The sequence below is a fragment of the Nonomuraea sp. NPDC003707 genome (genome assembly GCF_053587055.1).
Map to the genome: position 1 here is coordinate 142,623 of NZ_JBSFNK010000013.1, position 22,431 is coordinate 165,053.

The 22,431-nt window shown below is 72.0% G+C and carries 19 protein-coding genes; 5 read left to right on the plus strand and 14 right to left on the minus strand.

Translation table 11 applies throughout. The features are described 5' to 3' along the window. Positions 1 to 104 precede the first annotated feature (104 nt). From ACWDRB_RS31585 to ACWDRB_RS31650, 14 genes are all read right to left on the minus strand, one after another. Complete coding sequence (locus ACWDRB_RS31585) at positions 105 to 350, minus strand: SDR family NAD(P)-dependent oxidoreductase (protein WP_449899777.1); 246 nt, start codon at positions 348 to 350, stop codon at positions 105 to 107. A gap of 261 nt (positions 351 to 611) precedes the next feature. Further along, the gene (locus ACWDRB_RS31590) at positions 612 to 1,838 is read right to left on the minus strand and encodes an MFS transporter (protein WP_449899779.1); all 1,227 of its coding nucleotides are present in this window, start codon (positions 1,836 to 1,838) and stop codon (positions 612 to 614) included. Positions 1,839 to 1,866: 28 nt separating this feature from the next. After that, positions 1,867 to 3,942: an aldo/keto reductase gene (locus ACWDRB_RS31595; protein WP_449899781.1), complete on the minus strand. Its 2,076-nt coding sequence runs from the start codon at positions 3,940 to 3,942 to the stop codon at positions 1,867 to 1,869. 46 nt (positions 3,943 to 3,988) lie between these two features. Then, complete coding sequence (locus ACWDRB_RS31600) at positions 3,989 to 5,908, minus strand: glycosyltransferase (protein WP_449899783.1); 1,920 nt, start codon at positions 5,906 to 5,908, stop codon at positions 3,989 to 3,991. A gap of 34 nt (positions 5,909 to 5,942) precedes the next feature. Next, complete coding sequence (locus tag ACWDRB_RS31605; RefSeq protein ID WP_449899786.1) at positions 5,943 to 6,920, minus strand: isopenicillin N synthase family dioxygenase; 978 nt, start codon at positions 6,918 to 6,920, stop codon at positions 5,943 to 5,945. Next, entirely contained in the window at positions 6,910 to 8,142 is a 1,233-nt protein-coding gene (locus ACWDRB_RS31610) for a glycosyltransferase (RefSeq protein ID WP_449899788.1), read from the minus strand. Before ACWDRB_RS31610 ends, ACWDRB_RS31605 begins: the two co-directional genes overlap by 11 nt. Before the next feature lie 42 nt (positions 8,143 to 8,184). Then, on the minus strand, positions 8,185 to 9,321 hold the full coding sequence (locus ACWDRB_RS31615; protein ID WP_449899790.1) for a VOC family protein: 1,137 nt from the start codon (positions 9,319 to 9,321) through the stop codon (positions 8,185 to 8,187). Continuing rightward, the gene (locus ACWDRB_RS31620; RefSeq protein ID WP_449899793.1) at positions 9,318 to 10,241 is read right to left on the minus strand and encodes an SDR family oxidoreductase; all 924 of its coding nucleotides are present in this window, start codon (positions 10,239 to 10,241) and stop codon (positions 9,318 to 9,320) included. Before ACWDRB_RS31620 ends, ACWDRB_RS31615 begins: the two co-directional genes overlap by 4 nt. Continuing rightward, positions 10,238 to 11,284, minus strand: coding sequence for an ROK family protein (locus ACWDRB_RS31625; RefSeq protein WP_449899795.1), 1,047 nt, complete (start codon positions 11,282 to 11,284; stop codon positions 10,238 to 10,240). The genes ACWDRB_RS31620 and ACWDRB_RS31625 overlap by 4 nt, the downstream gene beginning before the upstream one ends. Then, positions 11,281 to 12,399 carry a sugar phosphate nucleotidyltransferase gene (locus tag ACWDRB_RS31630; protein ID WP_449899797.1) on the minus strand — a complete coding sequence of 373 codons (1,119 nt, stop codon included), beginning with the start codon at positions 12,397 to 12,399 and terminating at the stop codon, positions 11,281 to 11,283. Before ACWDRB_RS31630 ends, ACWDRB_RS31625 begins: the two co-directional genes overlap by 4 nt. A 1-nt stretch (position 12,400) precedes the next feature. After that, positions 12,401 to 13,639, minus strand: coding sequence for a sedoheptulose 7-phosphate cyclase (locus ACWDRB_RS31635; RefSeq protein WP_449899799.1), 1,239 nt, complete (start codon positions 13,637 to 13,639; stop codon positions 12,401 to 12,403). Between the two features lie 4 nt (positions 13,640 to 13,643). Next, positions 13,644 to 14,894, minus strand: a complete 1,251-nt coding sequence (locus ACWDRB_RS31640) for an MFS transporter (RefSeq protein ID WP_449899802.1) — start codon at positions 14,892 to 14,894, stop codon at positions 13,644 to 13,646. Between the two features lie 11 nt (positions 14,895 to 14,905). Next, positions 14,906 to 15,229 (minus strand): acyl carrier protein, encoded by a 324-nt coding sequence (locus tag ACWDRB_RS31645; protein WP_449899804.1) that lies wholly within the window; start codon positions 15,227 to 15,229, stop codon positions 14,906 to 14,908. Then, a complete protein-coding gene (locus tag ACWDRB_RS31650) occupies positions 15,183 to 16,787 on the minus strand; it encodes a GMC oxidoreductase (RefSeq protein WP_449899806.1) in 1,605 nt (534 codons plus the stop codon). The genes ACWDRB_RS31645 and ACWDRB_RS31650 overlap by 47 nt, the downstream gene beginning before the upstream one ends. 166 nt (positions 16,788 to 16,953) lie before the next feature. On the opposite strand from ACWDRB_RS31650, the gene ACWDRB_RS31655 reads away from it, so the two are divergent. The 5 genes from ACWDRB_RS31655 to ACWDRB_RS31675 all read left to right on the plus strand — a co-directional run bounded on the left by ACWDRB_RS31655 (position 16,954) and on the right by ACWDRB_RS31675 (position 22,430). Then, the gene (locus tag ACWDRB_RS31655) at positions 16,954 to 18,063 is read left to right on the plus strand and encodes an acyl-CoA dehydrogenase family protein (protein ID WP_449899809.1); all 1,110 of its coding nucleotides are present in this window, start codon (positions 16,954 to 16,956) and stop codon (positions 18,061 to 18,063) included. Between the two features lie 83 nt (positions 18,064 to 18,146). Beyond that, positions 18,147 to 19,265 carry a DNA glycosylase AlkZ-like family protein gene (locus ACWDRB_RS31660; RefSeq protein ID WP_449899811.1) on the plus strand — a complete coding sequence of 373 codons (1,119 nt, stop codon included), beginning with the start codon at positions 18,147 to 18,149 and terminating at the stop codon, positions 19,263 to 19,265. Between the two features lie 61 nt (positions 19,266 to 19,326). Further along, the gene (locus ACWDRB_RS31665; RefSeq protein WP_449899813.1) at positions 19,327 to 20,637 is read left to right on the plus strand and encodes a DegT/DnrJ/EryC1/StrS family aminotransferase; all 1,311 of its coding nucleotides are present in this window, start codon (positions 19,327 to 19,329) and stop codon (positions 20,635 to 20,637) included. Continuing rightward, complete coding sequence (locus ACWDRB_RS31670) at positions 20,624 to 21,790, plus strand: hypothetical protein (protein WP_449899815.1); 1,167 nt, start codon at positions 20,624 to 20,626, stop codon at positions 21,788 to 21,790. Before ACWDRB_RS31665 ends, ACWDRB_RS31670 begins: the two co-directional genes overlap by 14 nt. Further along, entirely contained in the window at positions 21,780 to 22,430 is a 651-nt protein-coding gene (locus ACWDRB_RS31675) for a hypothetical protein (RefSeq protein WP_449899817.1), read from the plus strand. The genes ACWDRB_RS31670 and ACWDRB_RS31675 overlap by 11 nt, the downstream gene beginning before the upstream one ends. The last annotated feature ends 1 nt before the right edge of the window (position 22,431 follow it).

Sequence of the window (22,431 nt, forward strand, 5' to 3'; positions counted from 1 at the left end):
CTCATGTACGCGGCGAACTCGGCCTGAGCGGCGTCCTTCTCCTCAGAGGTGAATTCGGCCAGGCTGACCAGCGTGTCGGACCAGTACGCGAACCTGCCAGCGGGTCAGCACCGGTCGGCCGGATCGGCGCCACCGGGCAGCCCTCGCGCAGTTCGGCCCATTTCGCCGATGTCCGCGGCCACCGCGAGGGCGGCGTCGCCGATGTCGGCAGCCGTGCGATGAGCGCTCTCTTCGTTGACATCACAGACCACGACGCGAGCGCCGGACTTGGCGAAGGCGACCGCCATCGCCCGGCCAATGCCGGAGCCCGCGCCGGTGACCAGGCAGATCTTGCTGCCGAAAGCGCTCAACGTCCTCTCCTGTCTGGAGCGAGTATCACAACCGGACAACGTTGTCCGGTAACAATGTAGCCCGTCTGACTGATCATTGTCGAATGCGGGGCCTGCTGATGTTGAGCATGCGGACGCTGTTGTCCGGTTGGTGGTATGAGAGCAAGACGCGATCCTGCCTTCGGGAACGGACCCCGTCAAACCCCAGTTCAGAGCCATCGTCGAACAGTTCGCCAGCACCGCCGTACGCGTCGCCTGATCGCCACGCCGACGGGTGGGTGCTCACCCAGGCACGGCGGTCTGTTCGCGCTCTCCCGATGCTCGTCGTGCGCTGATCGTCATCACCGCGAGGCCGGCCAGGACGATGGCGGCGCCGGCGTACAGGGGAGCGGTGTAGCCGAGGCCGGCGCTGATGGCCAGGCCGCCGAGCCAGGCGCCCAGCGCGTTGCCGACGTTGGAGGCCGAGACGTTGGCGCTGGCGGCGAGCGGGACGCCGTTCGCGTAGTCGGTGACGCGGGTGATCATGCCGGGGACGGCGGCGAACCCGAACAGGCCCAGCAGGAAGACCAGGACCACCGACGCGGCGGGGCTGCCGGCCAGCAGGCCGAACGCGATGAGCGTGGCGGCGAGGCCGGCCAGGGAGGCGATCAGCGTGCGGTCCCGGTTGCGGTCCGCGGCCCGCCCGCCGGCCAGGTTCCCGATCACCAGGCCGGTGCCGTACACGACGAGCAGCCAGGCCACGTCGGCGCTGGAGAAGCCGGTGACCTGGGTGAAGGTGTAGGCGATGTAGCTGAACGCGCCGAACATCCCGCCGTAACCGAGCGCGGTGGCCGCCAGCGTCAGCCAGACCTGCGCGGAGCGGAACGCGCGGAGCTGGACGCGCAGCCCGTTCAGGCCGGAAGCCGCCGAGGGATGCGTACGGTCCACCGCGCCGGCCCAGCCCGGCACCAGTGCCGCGATGGCGAGCAGGGCGATCACGCCGATCACGGTGATCGCCCAGAACGTGGCGCGCCAGCCCCAGCGTTCGCCGACCAGCGCGCCGAACGGCACGCCCAGGACGTTGGCGAGGGTCAGCCCGGCGAACATCACCGCCACCGCCCTCGACGCCCGCTCCGGCGGCACCATGCGCCGGGCGACGAGCGAGCCGATGCCGAAGAACGAACCGTGACACAGGGCGGCGACGACGCGGCCGAGCAGCATCACCGGATAGTCGGACGCGACGGCGGAAAGGAGGTTGCCGGCGACGAAGAGCGCCACCAGCCCGATGAGGACCGACTTGCGGGACAGCCCGCTGGTGGCGGCGGTCACCACGATGGCGCCGACCGCGACGCTCAGCGCGTATCCGGAGATCAGCCATCCCGCCGCGGCCTCGGACACGGCCAAGCTCAGGCTCACCTGGGGGAGCAGGCCCGCGATCACGAACTCGGTCAGGCCGATCCCGAAGCTGCCGAGGGTCAGCGCGATGAGCCCGGCGGGCATCCGCCGGCTGCCGTTCGCCGGAATCGTCACGAGAGCATCATCCTCGTTGCGATCTTACTCACCCGCCACGTAGCCAGGCGACCTGCTCGGCGGATAGGTGAATCTCGCCGGCCCTGAAGCCGGCTCTCGACTCCTCCAGCGTCTTCGGCCCGTACAGGGCGAACGTCGGGAAAGGCTGGTGCAGGACGTAGCCCATGGCGATCGCCGAGGGTGAGACGCCATAGTCGCGGGCCAGCTTTTCGGCTCGCTGCTTCCGCTCGAAGTTCTCCGGCCCGTAGAAGCACCGCACCAGCGTCGCGTCCGTCCGGTCCGAAGGATCGGCTCGGGTGAAGAAGTTGCGGGACCGGGCCGACCACGCGAGCAGTGGCAGCTGCCGTTCGGTGAGCCAGCGGATCGATTCCGCGTCGCACGCGTCCAGGCAGCCGGGCCACGGCAGCTCGTTGGGTTCGGCCAGGCCGAAGTAGTTGCTGAGCAGTGAGAAGCCGCGTTTGCCATGGGCCCGTGCCCAGGCGTTGGCCTCGTCCACCCGTCGGATCGACCAGTTCGAGCCGCCGAAAATGCGCACGAGGCCGGCGTCGGCGTGCCGATTGAGGACGTCGACGAACTCGCCGACCGGTATGTCCTCGTTGTCGCGGTGCAGCAGATAGACGTCGAGGTGGCCCGTTCCCTGCCGCTCCAGCGACTCCAGGAGCTGACGGGTCAGCCCGTCCGGGTCGCAGTCCGGCGTGTGCGCGCCCTTTCCGATCACCACGACGTCGTCACGGATGCCACGGTTGGCGATCCACCGGCCCAGACGGCGTTCGGCCTGTCCGCCGAGATAGAAGTGCGCGGTGTCGAACACGTTGCCGCCGAGCGTGACGTAGTGGTCGAACAGCGCGGACGCCGTGGAAAGATCGGGCTGGTGGTCACATCCCATGACAACCCGCGAGAGCGGCTTGCTCAGACCCTCGATCCGGCCGGTGCCGCCGCCGTGGTCCACGCCGCCGGGCGGCGCGGGGGCACGTAGCGACAGCGCGGACACCGTGGGGATCGTCGCGTTGTCCCGCTCGAACGGGTAGCAGACCCCGACCGCCGTACGCCATCGGTCGAGAGCCGCGCTGTTGCCCAGGGAGTCGGCGTTGCTGACCTGCTCCGGCTCCGAGCCGTGAATGCTTTCGGCGAAGGCGTCCACTTGCAGGGCGTACGCCCCGGGCGCGGGGAACGTCAGCTTCTGCGGCAGGTGGCCGACACGGCGGACGATGACGCGAGGGCTCGTCGAGAGCGCCCATGGGTCGAGCATCTCGATCGTGCCCTTCGACCCGACGATCTGCACGGTGTTGTTGTCGACCATCCGCACACCCGTCCGCACGGACGCCGTCACCCCGTTGCCGAAGCGCAGCTGCGCGGTCGCCCACTCGTCGACTCCGCCGTCGCTGAGGCTCCCGTCGCCGGTGAGGCTCACGGGGTCCAGGAAGCCGACCCCGGCCGCGGCGCCCGCGATCGCCCGCGCCATCGACATCGGATAGCACCCGACATCGAGGATCCCGCCGCCGGCGAGGTTCGGATCGAACAGCCGCCCGTCGAGCCCGCCGGCATCTTCGATGACCAGGTCGGCGCTGACTTCGGTGACCGCGTTCGGGGCGGAAGGTACAAAAAACGCGAATCCCGCGTCGATGTGACGTACCTCCCCGATCTCGCCGCCGCGCACGAGATCGCGGATCGCCGCCATCTGCGGGTGAAAGCGGAACATCATCGCCTCGACCAGGCGGACCCCGGCGTGCTGCGCGGCGTCCACGACGGTCATCGCCTGTGCGTGGTTGACGGTCAGCGGCTTCTCGCACAGGACGTGCCTGCCGGCGGCGATCGCACGCATGGTGAGCTGGGCGTGGGTGGTGTGGACGGTCGCGATGTAGACCGCGTCCACCTGATCAGAGGTGATCGCGTGATCTTCGGTGCCGCAGATCAGGTCGCTCTCGCAGAGGTCGCCGAACTCCTCCCCGAGCGCTCGGGCCTGATCGGGATCGCGATCGCCTATCGCGCGCAACCTGCACCGCCGGCTGTCCGGCAACTGCCGCAGGAATCGGCGGGCCATGTTGCCCGTCCCGATCAGCGCCAGGCGCAGTTCGGCCTCGTGGTTGGTCGTCAGCATGTCCATCTCGAATCCTCCTGCGCAAAGGCGCGTAAGAAGGGTGCACCTGGATCTATGGGACGGCCAGTTCCGCCCAGGCCAGCTCACCGTCGTGCCGGGTCACGAGCATCGCGAGCCGTGAGGTGCCCCGATGCGGGATGTCTGCGGCAAACGAGCCGTCCGGTTGCCGATCGAGCGCCACGATCTCCGGTGGAGAACCGGGGAACACGACCTCAACCCGCGTGGCTTCGGTGCCGTCCCACCGAACGGAGACCAGGTCCGCCTTGCGTACGGCTGCTCCGCACGGTTCGGCGGCCGGTACGTCCGCCGCGACGTCGGGAAACGTCGTCCCCATCGCGGTCGCGGGGACCGCGCCTCGCAGGCAGGCCTCGAACAACAACAGGAACCGTCGTGCCACGACGTCCCAGGTGAATCGGCGTGCCACCGCCACCGATCGCGCGCGAAGGGCGGACACGCGCTCAGGATCGGTCTCGATCAGCTTCACCAGATGGCGCAGACCCTCATATACCTCCTGGGTCAGCAGCGGATCATCGACCCGGAACGAACGCCGGACCGCGAGGCCGGCGGCTCCCGGTGACTCAAGGTCGTACGCGTGCTGGAAGTGCGCCATTCCCCGCTGTGCCGTGGCCACCGGGATCGTTCCCGCGGCCATGGCCTCGCCCATCGCCATCAGGAACGTGTCCAGCTCGAACTTGGACGGGAACACCGACAGATCGCTCGCGAGTGCCCAGTCCATCAGGTCGTCCGTCGCCCTCGCCTCGGTCCGGACCCGGACGAGATCGGGGTGCCGGGAGGCAAGGTCGGCGAGCTCGGGGTTGTCGAGCGGTCGCGCGGTCAGGAAGTGCAGGAGCACGTTGCAGCGGACACCGTCGTCCAGGAGTCGCGCGACGGCCCGGACCACTTCCTGCTGGCCCTTGTGCTGCGGCGCGTAGCGCCCGCTGTGGTAGATGGTCGGCAGGCCGGGGTCCAGGCCCAGCGCGTGCAGCGTACGCCGGCGCCGGTCGGCGGTTCGCTCGACGGTCCGCCACTCATCGCCGATGGCGCACCCGCACACGACCAGGCGGTCCTTGTGCCTGCGCAGTTCACGCGCGATGGCGAGCTGTCCGAAGAGCTGCTCGAACGGGGTGCCGCCCTGCGTGAGCAGGTGCTGCAGCTGGCCCTCGGAGAGGAAGTCCATGGCCGCGACGGCGCGCAGCACGATCGCGAGCGTGCTGACGTAGTTCGCCGCCGAGGCCGTGGTGTCGCCGCCGTAGGAGCCGGAGTAGGGGGCGGTGCGCGGCAGGAACGACCGCATCGCCTGGTGCAGGTGAGACTCCAGCGGCGGATCGGCGAGCCCGTCCAGCACCGAGGTGGTGGCGCCCAGGTGGTCGAGGACCGACCGCGCTTCAGGCTCGTACACCTTCTGGTTCACCGGATGGTTGGTCTGCACCGTGGACACCACAGTGAGCCCGCGATCCGCGAGTGCGGCCGGTAGCAGGTAGTGGTCTCGGGGCTCGTGGAGATGCACCACCGTTCCCGGTGGTTCGCGGTCCGCCAGGTAACGGGCGGCGGCGATCTGGAAGGCCAGCGGTTTGAGGAAGCCGAGGTCTTCGCCTTCGAGTTCGGCCGGCGGGTAACGGGTGTCCGGGTACAGATCGAGCAGACCGCCGCGTAAGAAGACGATGGGGATGCCCTCCACCGCGATCCGCGCGGCGCGAACGGAGAGGCGGAGGTGAACGGTCTCCGGGTGGCCGGTCCAGACGCCGGGATCCAGGCGGATCGGTACCTCTTCGTCGATCGCCCACGGGAGTTCCTCGACCGAGTGGGTCGCGGCCAGGGAGTCGAGCAGACCGTGGGCCGGAGTGATCGCGCATATCTCATGTCCGGCATCCCGGAACTTCCGGACCAGGTTCCAGAGATATACCGAGGTCCCCGCTCGCACGAGGCTGTCGTCGAAGCCGGTGAACTCGTAGTGGCACTCAACAATCCGCAAGGGATCAGTCCTGTTCTCGTTCGATGGGCGACGATCACCGGGCCTCGAGCGTCAGAGACCCTCGGACCTTCTCCAGAATCGATTCGCCGGCGATGACCGGGCTCATCCCCTGACCGCCTCCGGCGGGCGCCGCCAGCGGAACGACCTCCAGGTCGGGATCGGTCTCGAAGAAGTAGACCAGGGACACCAGCTCCTCGTCAGGAGCCTTGTCGCTGGGCGCGAGCACCCGGTGCCGCAGCGAGCGCCAACGGCCGTCCGTCCACAGCTGCATCAGGTCGCCCAGGTTGACGACCAGGGTGCCCGGCTCGAAGGGCGGTTTGAACCAGCCGTCCGCCTCGTTCCAGACCTCCAGCCCGCCGACGCCCTGCTGGCGGTCGAGGAGACTCAGCGTGCCGAAGTCGGTGTGCGGACCGACCCGCATCTGTCCCTCCACCACGCCGCCGACGGTCCGGAGCGAGGGATACCAGTTGACGTTCTGGGTCCATGTCGCCCGCTGCGATCTGGCGGTGAAGAAATCCGCCGGCAGGCCGAGGACGGCCGCGAGGACACCGAGCACCTCGTGGGCCACCCGCGTCATGTGGCCGGTGTACCGCAGCGCTGTGTCCCGCAGCCCGGGCTGTTCCGCCGGCCACTTGTTGTCCGGGTAGTACGACGCGTCGTACGACGGGTCGCCGGTGCGATGGGAGGGACCGACGTGATAGGCCTCGTGCAGATCGGGTGCGCCGGCCTGCCCGTCCACGGCGCCGACGTCGAGCGCGCCCAGGCCACGCCAGCCGTTGTCGTAGGGGCGGCTGACCGCGTACCGCTGCTTCACCTCGGCGGGCAGCGCGAAGAACACCCGTCCCTGCGTGCGCATGCGCTCGGTGAGCTCCGGCGGAACGTCGTGGCCGCGCAGGAGGAAGAGGCCGGTTTCACGCAGGGCGGTGTCCAGCGCCGCGGCGATCTCGGAGCGGCGCGCGGGGCCCGACGTCCGCCACTCGGTCAGGTCCAGAACGGGGATGTCACGAGACACGGCTGTCTTCCCTTCGCTCGGGCCGGCGGCCGGTTCCGGTCGTGTGCGCGAACCGGTGGACGTCGCCGATGGGTGCTGAGGAAGGCCCCCAGCTCAACGCGGGTATGTGGGCGTTGACCAGTTCGCCGTCCGCGCGCAGCACCGCGGAGGACGGGTGGTACATGTGCAGCAGGGGATCGTGGTAGTGGTCGAAGGCGGAGTTGATGTCCATCCGGTAGGCGAAGTCGTTGTCCTCGCCTCCCCAGCCCTCGAAGCGTTCGTCCATCCCGCCGACCCGGTGGAAGGCGCTTGCGCGTACCCAGACGCAGCACCCGGGCGGTCGCCGCAGCACGAAGGCCCGCAGCCGGTCCGGGTTCACCTCGGCGGCACGCCGCCACAGCCGCTCCTCGATGGCCCTGGAGGTGGCGGACTCATCGAGGCACCACATGTCGCGGTAACTGAGATGCCCCATGGCGCCGGGCTGATGGAAGCGGGCGACGTTCCGCGCGATGAAGTCGCGGTCGACCAGGGCGTCCGCGTCCAGGACGCAGATGATCTCCGCCTGGGCGGGAGTGTTGACCACTCCGACGTTCACCGCCCAGGACTTGTTGAAGCGGCCGGGCTTGTACGCGTAGAGGTAGTGGTCCGTACGGGGCAGGATGACGTCACGCCACCGCGGGCCTTCGTCCGTTTCCACGACCGCGACCTGGTAGAAGGCGCGCGGTACGGACTGGTCCCGCAGAGCCAGCAGACAGGCCAGCAGGTTGCGCAGCCGCGGCCCTGAGCCCCGGTGGCGGAACGGCACCACGACCAGCACTTGGGGAGCGTCGCCGGGCCTGAGCCCTTCGCCCGGCGGCAGGGTGGCGAGCCGCGCCGCCCCGACCTCGGCCTGGCCGGTGGCGGCGTAGTGCCGGCCCAGATGGTAGCCCAGGCGTGAGTTGGACTCCGCCTCCCACGCCCGCGCGAAAAGAGTGCCGAGGGCCGGCCCGAGCCGGCTCAGCCGGGTGTGCAGGGCGAGGTGTACGGCCGGGTCGGCCGGGTCCGCGCGCAGGTCGCCGACCAGGCGGGTGACGGTCTCGTCCGGGGTCCGCTCGGCCGCCTCCACCACCGCCTGGCGGTAGCGCAGTCCCCGTTCCCAGTAGAAGACGCTGGCCTCACGGGCCTGTGGGTCGAAGTGGACGGCCAGAGTCGTGACGACGGTCGTGGCCAGGAGTTCTGGATCAACGGGTGTCAGCGTTGCCACGGGGCATCCTTTCTGTCGCCGGCCGGATGCGATGCCGGGCGCTCAACGGTCCCACCATCGCTTCCCACCGGCCGGACGGCGTCTGGCGGCGGTGCCGCGCTCATAGGGCAGGCTGCCGTCAGGCATGTGCACCACCTCGATGTACAGCCCGATTCCGGTGCGGACGTACACCCAGCGGTCGCCGGCCAGGGGGCCTTCCGGGATGGTCTCGGGGGTGCCGAGCACCGTACAGCCCGGCTGCGCGGCCAGATACGCGGCCGCCGCGTCGACGTCGTCCACGTACAGCGCCAGGTGGTTGCCGCCCACGTCGCTGTTGCGGGGCCAGGCGCGGCGCTCGCCGGGCGAGTCGGGGAAGCAGTTGAGCTCGATGTTGTCGGTGGGACCCATGCGCAGGGCCGTTTGGCGCAGGGTGCCTCCCCGCGGCACGCCCAGGGCCGCGGCCAGGTCCGGGTCGGTGAGGTCGGCCGTCGTGCGGTAGATCCGTTCGGCGCCCAGGACCTGGGTGCAGAAGCGTTCCGCTTCGTCCAGGTCGGCGACCGTGCAGGCCAGGTGGTCGACGTTGCGCGCGCCGGGTAGCGCGCCGGCCGTCGCGGAGCCGTCGTCGCGGTTGCGCCAGGCCGCGCACGGACCGAAACGGCGCGCCGGAGTGTGCCGTTCGTACGGCAGCGAGGCCGGCACCGAGCGCAGTTCGAGGGGCATGCCCCAGGGAGTGGTCACCCTGACCCATCGGATCCCGGCTTCGGGCAGCCCGTGAGGCACGGTCCGTACGGGCCCGTAGGGGTGCCACGGCCCGCGGTCCCTCAGGGCCGAGACGGCGGCGTCCACGTCCGTCACGTGCAGACCCAGGTGCGTGCTGCCCAGGTCGTGCGGCCGCGGCGGAGCCTCACAGCGGTCGGGCGAGTCGTACGCGAAGAGCTCCAGGTTCGTGACCGGGCCGAGCCGCACCAGGGCTATCTCCGTGCCGGCCCGGGGATGGACGTCGAGGTGTTCGCGCATCCAGTCGTCGTCGTGGGCCAGCGGGGGCAGACGGTAGACGAGTTCGCCGCCCAGCACCCGCACCGTGAAGTCGATCGCGACGTCGAGGTCCGGGACCGTGAAGGCGATGTGATCGACCCGGTGGGCGCCCGGCACACCCTGGGACGAGGTGGTGAGGGCCGGCGTGCCGGTGTTCGCTGTCACACGGTGCTCCTCGGGGTCGGGGAAGTGTGGCGGTCGAGCAGGAGGCGGCTGCCCTCGCGAACCGGCCGCGCGGCCAGCCCGGCCGTCGCCGGGTGCGTCGCGAGCAGCCCGCTGGACAGACCGGTGGAGGCGGGGCGGCCGGCGTAACGGCCGTTCGCCCGCGGCTCCGCCACCACCAGGCCGGGCGAGGCACCGAGCTGCTCGGCGATGGCAGCCGCCCAGTCGGCCCGGGAGATCCGGTCCGGGCCTCCGAGATGGAGCAGCCGCGGCGGCGCCTCCGCCTTGGCGAGCGCGACGATCACCTCGACCACGTCGTCGATGAGCACGGGGGTCGTCCACTGGTCGACGGGCGCGGTCACCGGCCGGCCGGCCCGGAGGCGGTGCACGCAGGCGGCGAAGAAGTTGAGCCACTTGGAGCTGTCGGCGGGCTCCCACCCGTAGATCAGGCTGACGCGCAGGAGGGTGCGGGCCGGCAGGCCGGCCAGGATCCGCTCGGCGGCCAGCTTCGCCCGCCCGTAGGCATTGGCGGGCCGGGGCGGAACGGACTCGTCGGGTGCCTCGGACACCCCGTCGAAGACGTTGTCGGTGGAGATGAGGACGACGCGCCGGTCCCCGGCTGCCCGCGCCACCTGCCTGGCGGCCTCGGCATGGCCGTGCATCGCCGCCGCGGGGTGCTGTTCGCACCAGGTCACATCCGACGGGCCGTGCACCAGGACGACGGTGTCCGGCCGCGCCTGCCGCAACGCATCCCCGAACGCGCCGTCCTCGGTGATGTCGAGGCCGATCCAGTCCTGTACGGCACCGTCATCGTGTGGTGCGGGAGGCGTCCGCGAGGCGAGGACCGCCTCCTCGCCCGACGCGGTCAGGTGACGGGCCAGCGCGCGGCCCACGAACCCGCTGCCGACGACGAGCGTCCTCATGCGTCACCCCCGGCGGGCAGGGCCCGGGACAGCATCCGTGCCATCCCGATGAGGCAGTGGTCGTCATCCGCGGCGCCCAGCGAGAGCATGTCGCGTATCTCCGCGTCGGTGAGCCCGAAACAGCCGAGCTTCGTCAGCTCATCGCCGAGCAACGTGACGAAGCGGGGCCCGACCGCCATGGCGAAGCCGCCGATGAACAGATAGCGCCGCACACCGATCGCCGTGAAGATGCAGTTGACCGCGAGGGCCAGGGGCACCAGGCAGGTGCGCAGCACTCGCGTCGCGAACGTGTCGTCCGCGCGGATGGCACGGGCCAGGTGCTCGTTCGTGATCCCGGCCGGCCTGCCACCCGCGGGCCCGGCGAGCGCGGAACGGCCGAAGCCTTCCGGGTCGGCCACCGCGGCCCGGCCGGCGGCCCGCAGCACGCCGCGGCCGGACGCCATCCCGCCCAGGTGGCCCTGGCCACCGCATTCGCAGGGCACGGCATCCTCGCCGGGGTCGACGCGCCAGTGCCCGATCTCGCCGCCGTGCCCGGAATCCGAGATCAGCACCTCGCCGTTGCGGAAGACCTTGTGCCCGATTCCCGAGCTGACGGTGATCAGGCAGAAGGGGTCCGCCGCGGCGCTCGCGTAGCGCCAGGTGGCGGCGGTGATGTCGTTGGCCACGACGACCGGCACGCTGAGCCGGCGGGTCAGGATGTCCGTGATGGGCAGGGGAGCCGCGTCCCCTCCCCACAGCGTGGGCCCGGCCAGCACGGTGCCGTCTTTGGTCATCGGCCCGGCGAACGAGACACCCACCGCACTCACCCTCGCCCCTTCCGGAGAGGCGAGGTAGGCCTCCAGCTCCCGGGTGAGCTGCTCCACGACCATGTCCTGCAACGTCTGGGCGGGCAGCTCCCGGTAGCGGTCCAGTCCTTCGGTCGCCACGCGGCGGACCGATTCGGCCGATCCCGCCCCTTCGGCGATCCGGCCGATCCGCAGCGTCGTGCCGCCCAGATCGGCCACGACGTACGCCCGCGAAGCGCCCGGCGACACCGGGGTCATGAGGCGACACCTCCGAGCACCGGAGCCGGCTCGCACCGCCGCACGGTCCCGTCCTCCAGGAGGATGGCCGACTCCAGCGCGGCCCCTTCGGGGACCGTCGTCCCGGGCAGCAGCACACAGTCCCGTACGTGCGCGCCGGCACCGATCGTGACGCCGGGGTACACGACGCTCCACTCCACCCGGCCGGCGTTGGACAGGTCGGCGGGCACGATGCTGGCGCGGACGGCTCCCTCTCGTGCGACGTACCGCCGCCGCACCGCGGGGCGGACGGTGAGCGGCAACCGGGCCAGAGGAATGGTCGGGGACTCGCTCAACAGGCCGCGGTGGGCCCGGTGGTAGCGGTCGACGGTTCCGATGTCCTCCCAGTAACCGGGGACCTCGTACCCGCGGATGCGCTCGCCCGCGGCCAGCATCGCCGGGATGACGTCGCGGCTGATGTCGTGCCGCCAGCCAGTCCCGTCCAGTTGCTCCAGGTAACGGCGCAGCGTACGCGCGTCGAAGACGCAGAACGCGGCGAACACCAGGTCGCTGGTCGGCTCCGCCGGCTTCTCGGCGAACGCGGTGAGGTTTCCGTCGGCGTCGAAGTCCACCATGCCGAACAGCCGCACGTAGCGGCGCTCGATGCGCTGGTACGACACCGTCAGGGCGGCCAGGTCGGCACGGTGCCGCCGGATCATGTCGCCGTAGTCGATCCGGTAGACATGATCGGCGTGCAGGATCAGCACCTCGGACGGGTCTCCACCGAAGACGTGATCGGCCTTCCTGATCAGCGCGTCGGCCGTGCCGCGCTCGCTCGGCCAGGTGCGGTCGGGCAGCGCTTCGGGAACCCCTCCCGCGGCCTGCCGATAGGCCTCGTCGTACGGCCCGAAGTGCACGCGGAAGTCCCGCGGGCTGCCGTTCCACACCGTGTGCAGATCGTCCATGAGGCGCCGCTCCTCGTACTGCGACAGCAGCAGCACCTCCCGGAAGCCGGAGCCGCGGGTGTTGGCGAGGCTGAAGTCGATCAGCCGGCTGGTGCCGCCGAAGGGGACCAGCGGCTTCAGCCGGCCGTGGCCGAGCGGGCCCATGCGGCGGCCTTCGCCGCCGGCCAGGAGAACCGCGCGTACGCCGTCCATGTCACGCTCCTCGGTTTCCGGACGTCACGGCCAGCGCGCCGGTGCTCCCGCTGATGTCCAGCAGCATGTCCATGGCCGTGTCCAGTTCCGCGCGGCTGACGTCGTTGACGAAGCGGGCGCGGCCCATCCCGTCGGGCAACGGGAGAAGCTGCTCGCCGTCCCGGTGCTTGACGGTGTCGGCGAGCCCTCGCGCCATGAGTTCCGGCGTGCAGACCGGGTGCCAGGTCGGCAGTTTCAGACTGTCCATGACGTGCACGATCCGCGCCAGGTCGCGCCGGTCGAGCAGCCCTCGCCGGTGGGCGAGCACGGCACTGAACGCCATGTCGATGCAGACGGCTTCGCCATGCAGCAATCTGGGCAGCGCCGCCATCTCGATCGCGGGCGAGAAGGAGTGCCCGAAGTCGACCAGTCTCTGCAGCTCGTGCTCCCAGAGATTGGGCTGGAGCTCCTCCAGCATGGAGGTGATGGCCCGGGCCATCACCTCCTCCGCCATCTTCGCGCCGTCGGCGGAGCGTGAGGACTGCATCCGCTCCTCGACCAGGCGCGGACCGTGGGTTTCGAGGTGGTCGAGCAACGCCGCGTCCTTGACGATGGCCATCTTGAGGATTTCCGCGAGCCCGTTCCGCAGGTGCCGGTGGCTGAGCGACGCCAGGAACTCCCGGTCGATCAGGGTGACCACCGAGGGGTGGTAGGTCCCCAGGCGGTTCTTGTGCTGACGGAAATTGACCCCCGTCTTGGCGCCGATTCCCGCGTCCACCATGCCGATGAGGGTGGTGGGTACGCGGATGTAGGGAGTCGACCGGCGATACAGGCTCGCGGCCAGGCCGACCAGGTCGGTGAGCACGCCGCCGCCGATGGCGATGACCGGCTCGTGCCGGCGGGAGACCCCGAAGGCGTCCATCGAGGCGGCGATCTCGAAGACCGTCTCCATGCTCTTCACGGACTCGTGCGCGTCGACGACGCACACCTCGTGCTCGATCGCCTGTCGCGTGAAGTACCTGCCGATCCGCGCGCCGTACAGCGCGTGCACGGTGGCATCGACGACCACGAGACGGCGCCCGGGCCGCGCTTTCCCCGGGACGCCCGCGGCGGCCAGCGTCGGATCCGAGGAGTCGAGCAGGCCTGGACACAGGACGACTTCGTAGGTGACGGACTTGCTGGTGCTGACCTGCCAGGTGTGGCGCGACGGCGCCGCCACGGTGTGCGGGCAGGGGCGCATCGATTCGGGCTGGACCGTCATGTCGTCAAGCCTTTTCTCCCTGCGCCGCCGACGATTTCGGCTGGTGAGCAGGGCCGTCCCCGTCCGCACGCGCGGGCCTGACCCGGCCGACCAGCACGATCACGGCGACGGCGGAGACGATCACCAGCAGCAGGGCGGCGCGCAGCTGGACGACGCCGGCGAGTGCCCCGATGAGCGCGGGCGCGGCCAGGAACGCCGGCCACTGCCCGAGGGCCACCACCGAGACCCCTTCGCCGGCGCTGACGCCGCGCTGTTCGCCGACCAGGCCGAAGATGGTCGGCAGCGTGCAGGCGACCCCGACGCCGAACACCGCGAAACCGGCGATCGCCGCCGCCGGATGAGCGACCGACAGGGCCAGCGCGGTGCCGGCGGCGGTCACCACCGAGGAAACCTGGATCAGCCGCCGTCGGCCCAGGCGCGCCGCCACCTGATCTCCCACCAGGCGGGTGGCGGCCAGGCCCGCGGACATGCCCGTGTACGCGATCGCCCCCATCGCCGCGCCCGCGCCGATGGTGTCGGCGGTGTAGATGGCGCTCCAGTAGGCGCCCGCCCCTTCGGAGAAGGACGCGAGGAACGCCAGGACGGCGAGCAGGACCAGTTGCGGCGTGAACCGATCCCGCAGACGGCGCCGCGGGCCGCTGCTCGCGGGCTTCGAGGAGGAGTCGTCGGGGTGCCACCGATAGCTCATCACCAGCAGGAAGCACAGCAGGACGCTGGACACCGCGAGCTGCGCCCCGGGTCGCACCCCCAGCGCGACGGCCACGACCCCCAGGCCCCCGCCGGCCAGCATGCCGATGCTGAAACTGCCGTGGAACGTGGACATGAGCGGCCGCCCGTACCGCCGCTCCACCTCCACCGCCTGGACGTTCGCCGGTGTGGACAGCAGCGTGGCGGCGAACCCGTACACGAGGATGCCGATCAGCAGCGCGGGCAGGGTCGGCGCCGACGCCGCCAGCGGTGCGCTCAAGAGCACGAGGGCGGCGCCGGCCAGCGACAGGCGGGGGGTGCGGGTGCGGCCGATGAGCAGCGTGATCGCGGCGAGCGCCACCAGCTCGCCCGCCGTCGCGGCGAAGTAGGACAGTCCCCAGCCGGTGTCCCCGAGGCCGACTCCGTGCCGTACGTCGGGTGCCCGGGACGTCCAGCTGCCGAGCGTCATGCCCTCGATGAAGAACAGCAGCAGCACGGCCAGACGTGCTCGCGTGTCGGCGGGGCCGGACGCGCCGTCGCGGTGGGCGGGTATCGCTTCCTGGGCCACGTCGCCTCTCCTCAGTCATCCGTGTGGTTCGGGTCTTCGTCGGACCGAGACTCGCTCTCCACCAGGGCGAGCACGTCTGCCACGGTGCGGAGCTCCGCGTCCATGAATGTCGTGTCGCTGAAGTCGAGGCCGAGTGACTCCTCGATGTTGACGATCGCGCGGACGAGGGCGAGTGAGGTGAGTTCGAGCCCGCCGTCGGAGAGCGGCGTCTGCGGCGTCGGCACCACGCCGTCGGCCGGGCAGGCCTCGGCGAGCAGCAGATCCACGATGGCCTGCGAGCGGGTGCGGTCACGTGGCTCCGCCGGGAAACCTCGGTGCGAGGGAGTGGATGCCATGGCGGCCATGCTCGTCCGCTCCGATACGTCGTCCGTACGCGGCCGATACGGCCTGCGGCCCGGGCCCGCCGCCGTCGTGCAGGTAGCCGAAGACCTGGTCGGCCGTGTGCCGCGCGAGGGCGAGGGTCGTCAGAGTGGGATTGGCCGCACCCGGACGGGGGAAGGCCGCGGGACCGACGACGAACGCCCCTGGCACGCCGCTGATCTGGCCCGTCGGCTCGAGGATCCGGCCGTAGGGGAGGGTGCCGCTCTCGTGGTCGGTGCCGCCGAGGGTGTTGACGTAGCTCTCGGCCATGCCCGGCGCCGTGACGGCGCGGTCGAGATAGCCCGTGACCTCTCGCGTGGCCGTCAGGTAGTCCCCGAAGTCGAGGCGCGAGGCCGGCAGGGCCAGCGCGCCGGCCACCGAGTCCCACAGCTGCTGCAGGCGCGCCCGCTGCCCGGCCACGAGGTCGGCGTCACGCGCTGTGAGACCCGTTTGGATGACGGCGCGCCACGGCGGCCGGACGCGGCCGGGGAACTCGACGGCGTTCAGCTCGGAGGGCTCCTGCTCGCCCATCTCCCACGCGTCGAGGAGCACTCCGCCGGCTCCGGGGACGTCGATGAGCTTCACGAAGAGGTTGCTGCGGGCGTCGGCGTCGCCGCGGACCAGGAGGCACGCGCCCTCGCCGCCGCCGCGACCCCACGGGTTCCGCGGCAGGTGCACCGTGAAGCCCTGCAGGATGTGGTCGCTGAGGCCCGCGTACCGGCCGTGCCGTGGGTCGCGGTCGCCGAGCAACTGCGCGACCAGGCGGGTGTTCTCCACCGTGCCCGCGGCGAGCACCACCGCGTCGGCCGTCGTCCACCGCGGCCTCGCCGCGCCGGGGTCGTGCAGCAGCGCCCGCAGGCCGCCATGGTGGGCCTCGAGGTCGATGGCGCGGGCGCCGGTGCGCAGCCGCACCGCGGGGCTGTCGGCCGCGGTGGCCGCCCCGCCCCAGCCGGCGTAGAGCGGGCTGAAGGCCCGCCAGCGCGGTCCCGCGTCGGTCGCGAAGCGCCGCACGGCGAGCGGGGTGCGCTCGACGTCGGCGCGGATGGAGTCCCTGAACCACTCAAGGAGCGACTCCTCGGTGTCGGACCGGGGCGCCTGCGGCGGCTGCCCGCACCAGGCGGTCAGCTCCCGTTCGACCTCCTGGTAGAGACCGTCGCCGAGGGCCGCCGGCCACGGGGTGGCGTCGCTCAGCGCCCACGGGTCCATCCGCAGGACCACGCCGTGCCAGTAGAGTGATCGCCCGCCGAGCTGGCAGCGCAGCCCGGTGGCGCCGTCGTAATGCGGTGGGGCGGCACTGGACCAGGGACGCCACAGGACGGGGTCCTCGCCGGGCACCCGCCAGCGGTCCTCGATCTCCTCCTCTGACATGACGGCGTTGATGTGGTCGTCCAGACTCCGCTCACCTGCCTCGGCCAGGATGATCTCGCGTACGCCGCGGGCCGCCAGCCGTTGCGCCGTGGCCAGGCCGCTCATGCCACCACCGATGACGATGACGCGCGGTTCTGTCGTCGGGCCGTGCGGTTGCTCGTTCACTCGTGGCCTCCGTCCTTTCCGGGCTCGTGGTCGGCCCCGCCACGGCGCGGACGCGGTGGCCGGGCCAGGAGGAGAGCGTCGCCTTCGCCGATACGCGCGGCGTACGCACCGCCGGCACGGGCCGCCGACGTACCGTCCCCGTATCGGCGAGCCGGACCATCGCTGGGTGACTTCCCACCAGAATTCCGAGTGGTACCGCGCCGCAGTGGCCGCGGCGGCCGTCGAGGCCGCCGAGCGCGGGCTCGACGGCCGCGGCCTGTGGCGGTTGCTGGGCTCCCGCGGCCTGGTGGCGGCGCTCGCGCAGGACCGGAGCGGGGTGCCGGAGCCGGGCCGGCTCGCCGCCCTGCTCGAGGAGCTGGACGCGCGGCTGTCCGTCGGTCTCGTGCTGTCGGTGTGCGTTCAGGCCGCGTCGGTGGTGCCCCTGCTGGCCGAGGCCGCGGGGGACGCCGGCCCGGACGGCCTCATCGACCTCATCGACTCCGCCGTCCGCGGGGACGCGGTGGTGGCACTCGCCGTGACCGACGCCGCGGCGGCCGGATCGGACGTGATGAGCGCGCAGACCGAGGTGACGGGCGATCCGCCGGCGGTGACGGGCACCAAGCAGTGGATCACCAACGGCGCCGACTGCGACCACTTCCTCGTTCTGGTCCGGCGGCGGCCCGCCCGGCACTTCACGAGCTTCGGCTGGGTCGTCGTGCCCGCGCGGGCGGACGGCGTCACCGTGCGCCCGGTCGGACGGCAGGTCTTCGCGGCGGCGGGCCTCGCGGACGTGGAGTTCAAGGCCGCCCGCGCGGGCGGGCCCGGGCTCATCGGCCCGTCCGGCCGGGGTCTGGCCATGTTCGCCCGGCACGTGGCCACCGAACGGCTGGCCGGCGCGCTGTGGTCGCGAGCCTTGTGCCGCCGGGTGCTCGCCGACACGCGCGAGTGGCTGACCGGCCGGCGCTCCGGCGCGGGCGTGCTGTGGGACAGCGAGGCCGTCCGCCAGCGGTACGCGGCCTGCCTCGTGGAGTACGCCCGGCTGGATGCCATGTGCCGGTGGGCGGTGTCCGGAGATCCGCGGACTCCGGCGCGCGCCATGGCGTTGAAGGCCGCCGCCGGCGAGGGAGCCCTGCGCATCGTCCGTGAGTGCGCTGACCTGCGGGGCGCCGACGCGTTCAGCGACGGCGGGCTGGCGTTCGTCAGCATGCAGACCGCGATGTTCGCGGTCGCCGGCGGCGCGACCGGGGCGCTGCTGACCGGCCTCGCCGACCACGCGGACGAGCTGCTTCGGCGGTGATCGCCCGGCGCCGGCCGGCGTCCGGCTATCGTGGCCGGGCGCGCCCGGACGGCGGCGCGCGGACGCGAGACGGTGAGGTCGGTGTGCCCGCGAGCGAAGAGGCCGAACACGTTACCTGGTCGCAGGTGCTGAGCTGGCGTCTCGTCCGGCAGCACCTGGCACCCCGGATGCCGTCCGGAGGCGTCGCCGACGTGGCGTCCGCGCTGTGCGGGCTGCACGCCCAACTGACGTCCTCGGCGGAGCTCTCCGCGGTGGCGCGGCTGCGGAACCCGAGGGAGAACGAGCTCGAAGAGTCCCTCTGGAACCGGCGGGACCTGGTGAAGCTCTGGGGCGTACGCGGCACCCTGCATTTCCTCCCGGCCGCCGAGCTCGACGAGTGGCTGTCGGTGTTCGGGACCTTCGGCAACTACGGGATGGGCAAGCCCGACGTGCGCCGCCTGGTGGACATGGTCGGGCGCGCTCTGTACGGGAGGCTCCTGACCAGGGTCGAGCTGGCGCGGGAGGTGGAACGGCTCTGCGGCGGCGCCGAGTACGGCCGGCTGCTGACGGAGAGCTGGGGGACCGCGCTCAAGCCCGCGTCGTTCAGCGGCCGGCTCTGCTTCGCGCCGGGGGAGGGCACGACCGTTCGCTTCTCCCACCCCGGCTCCTGGGTGGGAGCCGACCCGTCGTCCGTACCCCCGCACGACGCCCGCCCGGCGGTGGCCCGCCGCGCCCTCGCCATGCACGGCGCCGCCGGCCTGGAAGACCTCACCCGCTGGCTGGGCACCGGCTCGGGCCGGGCAGCCGAGCTGCTCGCCTCGCTGGGCCCGGCGGTGGTCCCGGTGACGATCGAGGGCCGGCCCGGCTACGCTCTCGCGGAGCACCTCCCGGGCCTGCGAGCGGCGACGGAGCCCAGAACCGTGCGGCTGCTGCCCGCGTTCGACCAGTGGACGGTCACCCTGCCCCGCGACACCGACGCCGGCCTGGCGCCGGTACACCGCCCTCGCGTCTACCGGCCCCAAGGATGGCTCTCCCCGGTGATCCTGGTCGGCCACCGGATCCGCGGCGTATGGCGGGCGACCCGGCAGGGCGGCGGGCTGCTGGTGACGCTCGAAAACTTCGGCCGAGGGCTGCCGCGATGGGCGATGCGGGCCGCGGAACACGAGGCGGAACGGCTGGCCGCCCTCTCCGGGCGGCGCCTGGCGCTCACGTGGGAGGCATGAGAAGGCCGGGACGTATGCACGCACGTATCGCGACCGTATCGGCGCCGCCAACGCTGGACGCATGGCTAATTTGATGACCCCATCGGCCCGGCTGGCGGTCTCCGGTGGGAAACCCGTAAGGCCGTCCACCCGTCGCTGGCCCACGTGGCCGAAGCCCGCACCCGAAGCCGAGTCCCTGCTGCGTGAGGTCCTGCACAGCGGCCGGTGGGCGATCACCAGCCCGGAGGGGAGCGAGCTGTTCGAACGCAGGTTCGCCCGCGAGTTCGCGAGCTACCTCGGAGTCCGTCATTGCGTGCCGGTCGACCACGGCTCCAGCGCGCTCGTCGTCGCCATGGAGGTGCTCGACCTTCAGCACGGGGACATCGTCCTGGTACCCGCACTCACCTGGACCGCCTGCGCCACGGCGGCGCTCCGCGCCGGCCTGGTCCCGCTCCTCGTCGACGTCGACCCCGATTCGGGTTGCGTGACCCCGGAGTACCTCGACGTCGACGTCGAGGCCCGTGCGGTGATCGCGGTCCACTGGGCGTGCAGGATGGCGGACATGCCGGCGCTCTCCGCCGCCGCGGCGGCCAAGGGCATGGCCGTCATCGAGGACGCCGCTCAGGCGCACGGCGGCGAGTGGCGCGGCCGCCAGGCGGGCTCCATGGGACGGCTGGGGTGCTTCAGCTTCCAGAACGGCAAGGCGCTCACCGCGGGTGAAGGCGGCGCCGTCGTCACCGACGACTCCGAACTGGCACCGCGCCTGGAGGAGCTGCGGGCCGACTCCCGCCGCTACCGCCACACGCCGAGTCCGTCCGGCGGACTGGACCTCGAGGAGACGGCGACCATCCAGGGCGCGAACCACTGCATGAGCGAGTTCGGCGCCGCGCTGCTCTGCGCGCAGCTCACCGTCCTCGACCACGAGGTCGGAGTGCGGACCCGCAACTGGCGCAGGCTGCGGGAGCTGCTCGACGGCGTGCCCGGGGTCCGCCTGCTCGAACCCGCGGCGGAGCAGACGAAGATGGCGATGTACGAGGCCACGATCGTGTTCGACGAGCTGCCCGGCGGCATGGACATCGACGGCGTCGCCGACGCGCTCTCCGCCGAACTCGGCCGGCGGTTCTACGTCACCGACACCCCGCTGCACCGCAGCCCGCTGCTCGCGCCCTGGACCAAGCCGGCGCTCGCGCCGCTCGCCAAGCGGTTCGTCGACCTGCACGCGGGGCGCTCCTACCCGCACGCGGACTACTGGGCGAACCACTGCGTCCAGACGCACCACAGTGCCTTCCTGGGCGATGAGCGGGACATGCACGACATCGCCGACGCGATCGTCAAGGTCACCACGACATACCGGCCGCCGTCGGCTTGGCGAGGGTCCCATGACGGTCCGTGAGGACATCACGCTCAGCGTTGCGATCATGCACCACCCCGCCCGCCGGGACGCCCTGCCGGCGCTGCTCGCGGCCTGCGACCCGCTGCCGGTGCGGGTGGTGGAGGACCCGGACCCCGGCGGGCCGCCGAGCCCCCTGCGGACCGCCAAACGGGCCTGGGCGGCGGTGGCCGAAGGCGCGACGCACCACGTCGTCCTCCAGGACGACGCGGTGCCCGTGCACGGTTTCGCCGGGCAACTGGCCCGGGCGGTCGCGGCGCGGCCGGGCGACGGCGTCACGCTCTCGGTCCAGCAGACCAGCCCGCGCAACTCCTACGCCGTCCGCCGGGCGGCGCTGGCCGGCCAGGCGTGGGCGCCCATGTCCGTGGTCGAGTGGACCTCCACTCTCGGGCTCGCGCTGCCGGCGGCGGACGCACGAGCCCTGGCGGCGTACTTCTCCGGGTTCCCGGACGAACTCCTCGAGGACGACGACTTCGTGACGCCGTTCTGCGTCGCACGCGGCCTGCGGGTGTTCGCGACGGTGCCGAACCTGGTGGAGCACGCCGGTCTGCCCAGCCTGTCCGGGTACGAGGCCGAAGGCCACCGGCCCGTCACCGTCTACGACCCCCGCTGGCCGATCCCGCAGGACCACTGGTCGGATCCGGCGCGCGGCCCGGCCCCCGCCCTGGTGGAGACCGGGCGGGGGGACGTCGCCGTCGAGTTGCGCGAGTCCCGGTGCGGGTTGCGGTTCTTCCGCCCCGGCACCGACGAGCCGCTGGAGCACCCCTACACCTGGGACTGGCACGATTGGGCCGCGCTCGCCGGCTTCGACGGCGAGCGCGTGGTGTCCGCGTGGGAACGCGCCGTCGCGGCTGCGGAGCGGCGTGCTGATCCCATCCACTCGCCCTGCCTCACCCTCGAGGTGTGGGCGGCGTCGTTCCTCACGGGCGGGCTGCCGCCCCGGCTCTCCACCTCGCTCCGCGGCACCGGGTTCGAGGCGCTGGTCCGGCGCCGCGCCCTGGAGACCATGCTCGACACGGGCCTGTCGGCGGCGGACCGGAAGGCGCTGACGGCCGGCGACTTCGCCGCGCTGCTCGACCTCGCGCTGTCAGCGGCAGCGGCGGGCCATCGGACACGATGCTCAGGAACCGGACAGGAGGCCGCCCATGCGAGATGAGACGCCGCGAGCCCTGCCTCGCGCGGTCAGGTCGATGGCGCGCAGGGAAGCCGCCGCGCTGCTGCTGCACCCGCGCCTCGAAGCGTGGCTCACGGCACCCGCCGTCACGGTGTCGCTCCAGGCCATACCGTGCCCGTGGCCCGGTTGCGCCGCACCGCCCACTCCCACGGGTCTGCTGCCCGTCGCGGCCGCGGAATCGCCCGGTCGTGGCGAGCGTCCCGCTGAGGGAGCCGTCACGCTCAGGGCGCTGTCCTGCGAATGGCTGAGCGCCCGTTCACTGCTCCCGCTCGCCCTGGGCGGACGCGTCCCCCGCACCATCACGACGCGCGCCGCCGCACTCGTCCGGCTCCTCGCCCGTACGACGCCCGGCGCGTGGGTGGCGGCGCTTCCCGAACTTGACGCCCGTGAGCGCTGGCTCGACGGCACACTCGCGATCGCGGACGTTCCCCCGACGGCGGACGCCTGGCCGGCGGAGCCGGTGCTCCCGGCGTCGTCGCGCAGGCTCGGGCTGGCCCACATGGTCAGCCCGCATCTGGCGGCGGAGGAGACCCGAGCGCTGAACGACGCCTACATGACGTGGCGGCGTTCCGCTGTCACGGCCGCGTTCGAGCAGGCGGGCAAGGGCCAGAACGGCGCGTGAG

Excerpts from the sequence above, each read along its gene's own strand:
- ACWDRB_RS31595 (WP_449899781.1), bottom strand. The coding sequence starts at position 3,942 with ATGGACATGCTGACGACCAACCACGAGGCCGAACTGCGCCTGGCGCTG.
- ACWDRB_RS31620 (WP_449899793.1), bottom strand. The coding sequence starts at position 10,241 with ATGAGGACGCTCGTCGTCGGCAGCGGGTTCGTGGGCCGCGCGCTGGCC.
- ACWDRB_RS31625 (WP_449899795.1), bottom strand. The coding sequence starts at position 11,284 with ATGACCCCGGTGTCGCCGGGCGCTTCGCGGGCGTACGTCGTGGCCGAT.
- ACWDRB_RS31630 (WP_449899797.1), bottom strand. The coding sequence starts at position 12,399 with ATGGACGGCGTACGCGCGGTTCTCCTGGCCGGCGGCGAAGGCCGCCGC.
- ACWDRB_RS31635 (WP_449899799.1), bottom strand. The coding sequence starts at position 13,639 with ATGACGGTCCAGCCCGAATCGATGCGCCCCTGCCCGCACACCGTGGCG.
- ACWDRB_RS31645 (WP_449899804.1), bottom strand. The coding sequence starts at position 15,229 with ATGGCATCCACTCCCTCGCACCGAGGTTTCCCGGCGGAGCCACGTGAC.
- ACWDRB_RS31665 (WP_449899813.1), top strand. The coding sequence starts at position 19,327 with ATGGCTAATTTGATGACCCCATCGGCCCGGCTGGCGGTCTCCGGTGGG.
- ACWDRB_RS31670 (WP_449899815.1), top strand. The coding sequence starts at position 20,624 with ATGACGGTCCGTGAGGACATCACGCTCAGCGTTGCGATCATGCACCAC.
- ACWDRB_RS31675 (WP_449899817.1), top strand. The coding sequence starts at position 21,780 with ATGCGAGATGAGACGCCGCGAGCCCTGCCTCGCGCGGTCAGGTCGATG.